The organism is Mesorhizobium sp. M0185 (assembly GCF_040322175.1).
Lineage (GTDB): Bacteria > Pseudomonadota > Alphaproteobacteria > Rhizobiales > Rhizobiaceae > Mesorhizobium.
Genome location: NZ_JAMYSY010000004.1, coordinates 233,061 through 239,525, shown reverse-complemented (window position 1 = coordinate 239,525; position 6,465 = coordinate 233,061). Strand labels below are relative to the sequence as shown.

Below are 6,465 nucleotides of genomic sequence, written 5' to 3'. Positions count from 1 at the left end.
TTGGGCGCGCGTGGATCAGGCACCGCGCCAAAGTAGCTCTCAAGGCAGGAAATGGCAGTCGCTCCTTCGCTCAACTGCCTCTCCAAAGAATCCTTTCTCAGCCTAAACTCAACCCCAAAATCGCCATATGCGATTCCCCTGCCACGAGAGGGGGGGAGATTGAATGTCACGTATCGTTTCGCCAATCGCGAATGTTGAAAGAGAGGCGCTACCGGCGAAGCTACCGATCTCCCCCCTTGAGGGGGAGATGGCCGGCAGGCCAGAGGGGGGTGGCTTGGCGCAAACATCCGACGAGGCTTGAGCCCTACTTGCTCATCGCCGCAAGCCACTCATCGACCCAGGCCTTGCGGTTGGCCGCGACGTCTTCCGGGCTGAACAGCAAGGTCTTGGTCGGCTTGACCAGCTTGTCGAACGCCGGGTTGAGCGGCTTGTCGGTTTTGCCGGCCGGGAACATCCAGTTGGTTTCGGGAATGACATCCTGGAATTTCGGTCCGGTCATGAAGGCAATGAACTTTTCTGCCAGCGGGTTCTTCGCACCCTTGGTGGTGATCCCCGCAACCTCGATCTGCAGATATTCGCCCTCCTCGAAGGACGCCGCCTGGTAGCGCTCGGTGTTTTCGGCGACCATGTGGTAGGCCGGCGAGGTGGTGTAGGACAGCACCATCGGCGCCTCGCCCTTGGTGAACAGGCCGTAGGCCTCGCTCCAGCCCGGCGTTACCGTCAGCACCTTCGCCTTGAGTTTGGCCCAGGCTTCCGGCGCCTTGTCGCCATAGACCGACTTGACCCACAGCAGCAGGCCAAGGCCCGGCGTCGAGGTGCGCGGATCCTGGATGACGATCTTCTCTCCGGCATCGCCCTCGACCAATTCCCTGAGGCTCTTCGGCGGGCTCTTCAGTTTTTCGGTATCGTAGACGATGGCGAAATAGCCATAGTCGAACGGCACAAAAATATCGTCGCTCCAGCCGCCCGGCACACTGACGCCCGATATTGCGCCATGCGGCGAAAACAGGCCGGTTGCCTTGGCATCCGCCGTCAAATTGGTATCGAGGCCAAGTACGATATCGGCCTTGGTCGCGGCGCCTTCCAGCTTCACACGGTTGAGCAGCGCCACGCCGTCGGCGACCGAGACGAATTCGACGACGCAACTGCATTCGGCCTCGAAGGCCTTCTTCACCGCCGGTCCCGGACCCCAATCGGCGGTGAAGCTTTCATAGGTATAGACCGTCAGCCTATCCTGTGCCGATGCCTGCCCTGGCAAGGCGAGCGCGGATGCCGCAAGCAGGACAATTGAGACAAGAGAGTGGAAAAAACTGCGCATCGGCGCCTCCTTCGTTCGCGTTGAAAGGAATTGAGGCGTCGGGCTGTCCGAAACGTCTAATCCCTCCGCCGGTACAAACCGGATCAGGTTCAGCGGGTTGGCAGTCTTGCCTCTCAGCCGGTCCGCGAAAATCGCGTCCGGCACCCCGTTAGAGCGTTGCAACACATAGGCCCGGCGGAAGTGCTGCGCAAGCGGAAGTTTGCCGGGCATCCAAAGCCCAGCCTTCCGTTTCGTCTGCCGTTTCATCTTCCGTTTCCGGGGCAGGGCTGGTAAGGGCCACGAGATATGAGCACATTCACCATCCTGCTTGGCGGCGATCTCATCCGCACGCCGCTGCTCGACCGCCAGGTCGAAGGCTCGCGTGTCATCGCCGCCGATGCCGGCATCGGCCATGCCCGCATGCTGGGCCTGAGGCCGGAACTCTGGGTCGGCGATTTCGATTCGGTGCCTGCCGAGTTGCCGGAGGATCTGGCCGCCGTGCCACGGCAGGTGTTTCCCGCCGAAAAAGACAAGACCGACGGTGAACTCGCTATCGCCGCCGCACTCGAACGTGGTGCGACCAGCCTTGTGCTCGCAGGCGCCTTCGGCGGCAAACGTACCGACCACATCTTCCTGCATCTGGCGCTGAGCGTCCGGCTGGCGGAAGGCGGGACGGAAGTGCTTTTGACCAGCGGCGCACAGGAAGGCATTCCCTTGCTGCCGGGAAAGACTGACTTCGACTATGCCGACGGCACGCTGTTTTCGGTGCTCGGCTTTTCGGATCTCGCCGGCCTGACAGTCACCGGCGCCAAATGGCCGCTCGACCATGTCGAGGTTGCGTTCGGCTCGTCGCTGACCATTTCCAACGAGGTCAGGGGCCGGTTGGAAATCGCGCTGGCCAGCGGCCGCGCGCTGCTGCTCGCGCATCCCTATCCTCTTCCGGAAAGCTGAGCCCAGAAAGCTGACATGGCGCCGCCGCTTCTCAATCTCGACGGAATAAAGCTGACCTTTGGCGGCACGCCGCTGCTAGACGATGCCGCCCTGACAGCCTCAGTTGGCGACAAGATCGCCCTGGTCGGCCGCAACGGCTCTGGCAAGTCGACGCTCCTCAAGATCGCCGCCGGGCTGATCGAACCGCAGGACGGCGAAGTCTTCCGCCAGCCATCGGCGACCGTGCGCTACTTGCCGCAAATGCCCGACATGGACGGCTTTGCGACTGTCCGCGCCTATGTCGAGGCGGGGCTCGGGCCGGCCGACGATCCCTACCGCGCCACCTACCTGATGGAGCATCTCGGCCTATCCGGCGAGGAACGGCCGAACGACCTCTCCGGCGGCGAGGCGCGGCGCGCCGCCCTCGCCCGCGTCATGGCGCCGGAGCCCGACATTCTCCTCCTCGATGAGCCGACCAATCATCTTGACCTTTCGGTCATCGAATGGCTGGAGGAGGAGCTTGCCCGCACCTCCTCGGCATTGGTCGTCATCTCGCATGACCGCCGTTTTCTCGAGCGCGTGTCACGCGCCACAATCTGGCTCGACCGCGGCCAGACCCGCCGTCTCGACAAGGGCTTTGGCTATTTCGAGGAATGGCGCGACACGGTGCTGGAGGAGGAAGAGCGCGAGCAGCACAAGCTCGGTCGCCAGATCGTCCGCGAGGAGCACTGGCTGCGCTATGGGGTGACAGCGCGGCGCAAGCGCAACATGCGCCGGCTCGGTGAGTTGCAGACCATGCGCCAGCGCTTTCGTGGTCATCGCGGCGCCGAGGGTGCGGCGACGATGACAGCCAGCGACGCCGCCGAATCCGGCAAGCTGGTGATCGAAGCCAAGAACATCGAGAAGAGCTTTGGCGATCTGACCGTGGTCAAGGGATTCTCGACCCGCATCCAGCGCGGCGATCGCGTCGGTCTGGTCGGGCCGAACGGCGCCGGCAAGACGACGCTGTTGAAGATGCTGACCGGCGAATTGAAGCCGGACGCGGGCACGGTGCGGCTCGGCACAAATCTGGAGATCGCCACGCTCGACCAGAAGCGCGAAGCCGTCGACCCGCAGGAGACATTGGCGCAGTATCTCACCGACGGGCGCGGCGAGAACCTCGTCATCAATGGCGAGCAGCGCCACGTCGTCTCTTACATGAAAGACTTCCTGTTCAAGCCGGAACAGGCGCGCACGCCGGTGCGCGAGCTTTCAGGCGGCGAGCGGGCACGGCTGATCCTCGCCCGCGTTTTGGCGCGGCCGGCAAACCTGCTTGTGCTCGACGAGCCGACCAACGATCTTGACATGGAGACGCTGGAGCTGCTGCAGGAACTGGTCGCCGGCTTTGCCGGCACGGTGATCCTGGTCAGCCACGATCGCGATTTCCTCGACCGCACCGTGACCAGCATTATCGCGCCGGATGGTGACGGCCGCTGGATCGAATATGCCGGCGGCTATTCCGACATGCTGGCGCAGCGCGGCGGCACCAGGCTGGACGACCGCAGGGCGCGGCCAAAAGCAGAAGCCGGTGAAGCGACGGCGGCAAGCAGGAACGAAGCGGCCGCACCGAAGGGCCCGGCCAAGAAACTGTCGTTCAAGCAGAAATTCGCGCTGGAATCGCTGCCCAAGAAGATCGAGGCGGTGTCGGCCTCGATCTCGCGGCTGGAGAACAACATCGCCGATCCGGCCTATTACGAGCGTGACCCGGCCTCGTTCCAGAAGACGATTGCCGCGCTCGACAAGGAGCGCGTCACACTGGCAGCGCTCGAGGAGGAATGGCTGGAACTGGAAATGCTGCGCGAGGAGATGGAGGGGTAATTCGCGAGTTCAAGCACCTTGTCATTGCGACTAGAGAGGAATGCGCATATGTTATGCGCATACTGTGGAGGTGATCATGCGCAAAATTGCTGTGAATGCGGTTCGCCAGCCGGCAAATCTGTCGATCGACTCAAAGCTCATGAAGGAAGCCAAGGGGCTCGATGTGAATGTCTCGCGCGCCGCTGAAGCCGGCATCGCCGAGGCCGTGGCCGCCGAAAAGACGCGGCTGTGGAAGCTTGAGAACCGCGCGACGATAGATGCGTGGAACGAATATGTCGAAAAACACGGTATTCCGCTGGCAGAACATCGGCAATTCTGATGGCGCGCTACGACGTCTTCGCGGGTAGCATCGAAGGCGGCTATCTCCTCGACGTCCAGGCCGATCTGCTAGACCATTTCAAGACCCGGGTGGTCGTCCCGCTTCTGCCGGCTGCGATGGCGCCATCACCAATGCGAAAGCTCCACCCGATTTTCGAGATCAATGGTCGGAAATTGGTCATGGCCACCCATTTGATCGCCACGGTTGCGGCGACGGAACTGGGCGAGAGCCGACTGAATCTGACGAGGCATCACGACGAGATCGTGGCCGCGCTCGATATGCTGTTCCAGGGCTTCTGAACTGCTGGGGAGCTTCGGGGTGGCGGACCGTCTTCACCCCGCCGTCTTAGTCTGCCAGGCCTTCAGCGCCTCGTCGAACACCTTCTCGCCTGGAATGCCCTTTTCCATGGTGAGCAGCGCCCGCCGCCCGGTCTTGTAGACGACCGGCACGTCGATCCAGTCCTGGCCTCTGAGCAAGGTCAGATTGGCGTCTTCATCCGCCTTGGTATCGTTGAGCGCAACCAGGAAGAAACCGTCGGCGATCTTGGCCGGGATGCCGATCAGCGGGCTTCCGGCATCCTGCTCGGAGCCCTTCATGGCGACACGCAGGATGTTGTCGACGCCGCCGCCCTCGAAGCCGTCAGGCGTCAGGAAGATCATCTCGATGATATGGCTGGCCGGCAGCGTCTGGTCGGTGTTGCGACGGATCGTCATGCGCAACTGGATATCCTTGCCTGGAATGGTCGCCTCGGCGCGGATCGCCGGCTCGGGCGGCAAGTCGCCGCCGGGCGATTCCTGCACTAGCGACCAGACGATGTTGCCGGGCTCGGCCGAGCCTTGAGCGGTGCTGGTGCGCTCCTCGTAGAAGATCGCCTTCTGGCCGACGGCCAACGTGGCTTGCGGCGGAACTGCCGTTGGTGCCGCTGCCGGTGCGGGCGGCGGGGCGGCCGCTGCAGCATCGGCCGGCGCTGCTGCCCCGTTGGCGGGCGGCGTCGCGGGAGTTGGTGCAGCGGACCCATCGACTGCTGGAGCATTGGCCGTGGCTTGCTTGTCGGCGGGTGCGGCCGGTGCCGGCGCGGCGGGTGCCGGGGTGGTCGGCGCCTGTGCGGCCGATGGCGGCGTGGTCAGTGCGGCGACGGATTCGCCTTCGCCGATGCCCGCCTGCCCGGCCGCGGGGCCGGGATCGACTTCGTGGCCCTCGGGCGTCAGGCGCTGCGTGAACTTCGCGCCCTCGCCGGCCTCCGTCGGAGGCGCGGCGGCCGGTACGGCCGCATCGGCCTCCGGCTTGGCCGGGGCTGGTTTTACCAGCGGTTCGGTGGCGACGGCTTTGGTCGAGTCGAGGCCGAGCATGCTGCCGAACGCATCCTTGTTCAGCCAGATGCCATAGCCACCACCGGCAATGACAAGCAAGGCAATGGCGGCGGCGATCAGACCGCCATAGCTGCGCCTGCGCTCGGCAGGATGGAGCCGCTGGAACGTGTCCTCCGCGGGGCCGCCGTCGTTGGAAAAGTCGTCGCCCCGAAAAACGCCGTCTTGGCCGTCAGCCGTCGGAAGATCCATATCGGACGGCGGCGGACCAGCGCGCTCCTGAGAAAGAGCGACGGGCTGCGGCTTTTGCCAGTTCGGCGCCGGCTTGGCGGGCGTGGGCTGCCAGGCTGGCCCGGTCTTTGCCGGCTCGGTCTTGGCCGGCTGCCATGCCGGCTCCGTCTTTGCTGGCTGTCGGATATGGCTGGACTGGTTCTTGTTGCGGTCGATGGAGGAGAAGATGTCCTCCAGTTCCGCCAGCGGGTCGGGTGGCGGCGCAGGCTTGGCATAGTCCCGCTCGACTTTGGCGATGGCGTCTTCCAGTGCACGCATCTGCCGGTCGACATCGGAAGGCGTCATCGTGGCCTTCTCTGCCAGTTGTTTCGCGATTGACGAACGGGCCCTGTCATAGACCCTGGCGCGCACTTCCGCCGACGGCTCACCGAGTTTATCGAGCGCCTTTTTCAGAATAGGAACAAAATCTACCATACGTCAGTCGACCTGCATTTGTTTCTGGGCCGGCCCCCGCAAATCAGCCG

Annotated in this window: 6 protein-coding genes and 1 riboswitch; of the genes, 4 read left to right on the top strand and 2 right to left on the bottom strand. The window is 63.8% G+C overall.

The genetic code is table 11. The annotated features are described in order from the left end of the window. Positions 1-304: 304 nt before the first annotated feature. Complete coding sequence (thiB, locus tag NKJ20_RS05745) at positions 305-1,318, bottom strand: thiamine ABC transporter substrate binding subunit (protein WP_352471187.1); 1,014 nt, start codon at positions 1,316-1,318, stop codon at positions 305-307. Positions 1,319-1,361: 43 nt separating this feature from the next. Next, a riboswitch (TPP riboswitch) is annotated at positions 1,362-1,476 on the bottom strand. A gap of 127 nt (positions 1,477-1,603) precedes the next feature. Here thiB and NKJ20_RS05740 point away from each other — a divergent pair. The 4 genes from NKJ20_RS05740 to NKJ20_RS05725 all read left to right on the top strand — a co-directional run bounded on the left by NKJ20_RS05740 (position 1,604) and on the right by NKJ20_RS05725 (position 4,702). Next, entirely contained in the window at positions 1,604-2,248 is a 645-nt protein-coding gene (locus tag NKJ20_RS05740; RefSeq protein ID WP_352450811.1) for a thiamine diphosphokinase, read from the top strand. Positions 2,249-2,263: 15 nt separating this feature from the next. Then, positions 2,264-4,084 (top strand): ABC-F family ATP-binding cassette domain-containing protein, encoded by a 1,821-nt coding sequence (locus NKJ20_RS05735; RefSeq protein ID WP_352743001.1) that lies wholly within the window; start codon positions 2,264-2,266, stop codon positions 4,082-4,084. Between the two features lie 76 nt (positions 4,085-4,160). Further along, a complete protein-coding gene (locus NKJ20_RS05730) occupies positions 4,161-4,403 on the top strand; it encodes a type II toxin-antitoxin system CcdA family antitoxin (protein ID WP_254816484.1) in 243 nt (80 codons plus the stop codon). After that, complete coding sequence (locus NKJ20_RS05725) at positions 4,403-4,702, top strand: CcdB family protein (RefSeq protein WP_352450813.1); 300 nt, start codon at positions 4,403-4,405, stop codon at positions 4,700-4,702. Before NKJ20_RS05730 ends, NKJ20_RS05725 begins: the two co-directional genes overlap by 1 nt. Positions 4,703-4,735: 33 nt before the next feature. Here NKJ20_RS05725 and NKJ20_RS05720 read toward each other — a convergent pair whose 3' ends face one another. After that, positions 4,736-6,415, bottom strand: coding sequence for a hypothetical protein (locus NKJ20_RS05720; RefSeq protein WP_352450814.1), 1,680 nt, complete (start codon positions 6,413-6,415; stop codon positions 4,736-4,738). Between the last annotated feature and the right edge of the window lie 50 nt (positions 6,416-6,465).

Bases quoted from the DNA above. Each gene is read 5' to 3' on its own strand.
- thiB (WP_352471187.1), bottom strand. From the start codon at position 1,318: ATGCGCAGTTTTTTCCACTCTCTTGTCTCAATTGTCCTGCTTGCGGCA.
- NKJ20_RS05740 (WP_352450811.1), top strand. From the start codon at position 1,604: ATGAGCACATTCACCATCCTGCTTGGCGGCGATCTCATCCGCACGCCG.
- NKJ20_RS05735 (WP_352743001.1), top strand. From the start codon at position 2,264: ATGGCGCCGCCGCTTCTCAATCTCGACGGAATAAAGCTGACCTTTGGC.
- NKJ20_RS05730 (WP_254816484.1), top strand. From the start codon at position 4,161: ATGCGCAAAATTGCTGTGAATGCGGTTCGCCAGCCGGCAAATCTGTCG.
- NKJ20_RS05725 (WP_352450813.1), top strand. From the start codon at position 4,403: ATGGCGCGCTACGACGTCTTCGCGGGTAGCATCGAAGGCGGCTATCTC.
- NKJ20_RS05720 (WP_352450814.1), bottom strand. From the start codon at position 6,415: ATGGTAGATTTTGTTCCTATTCTGAAAAAGGCGCTCGATAAACTCGGT.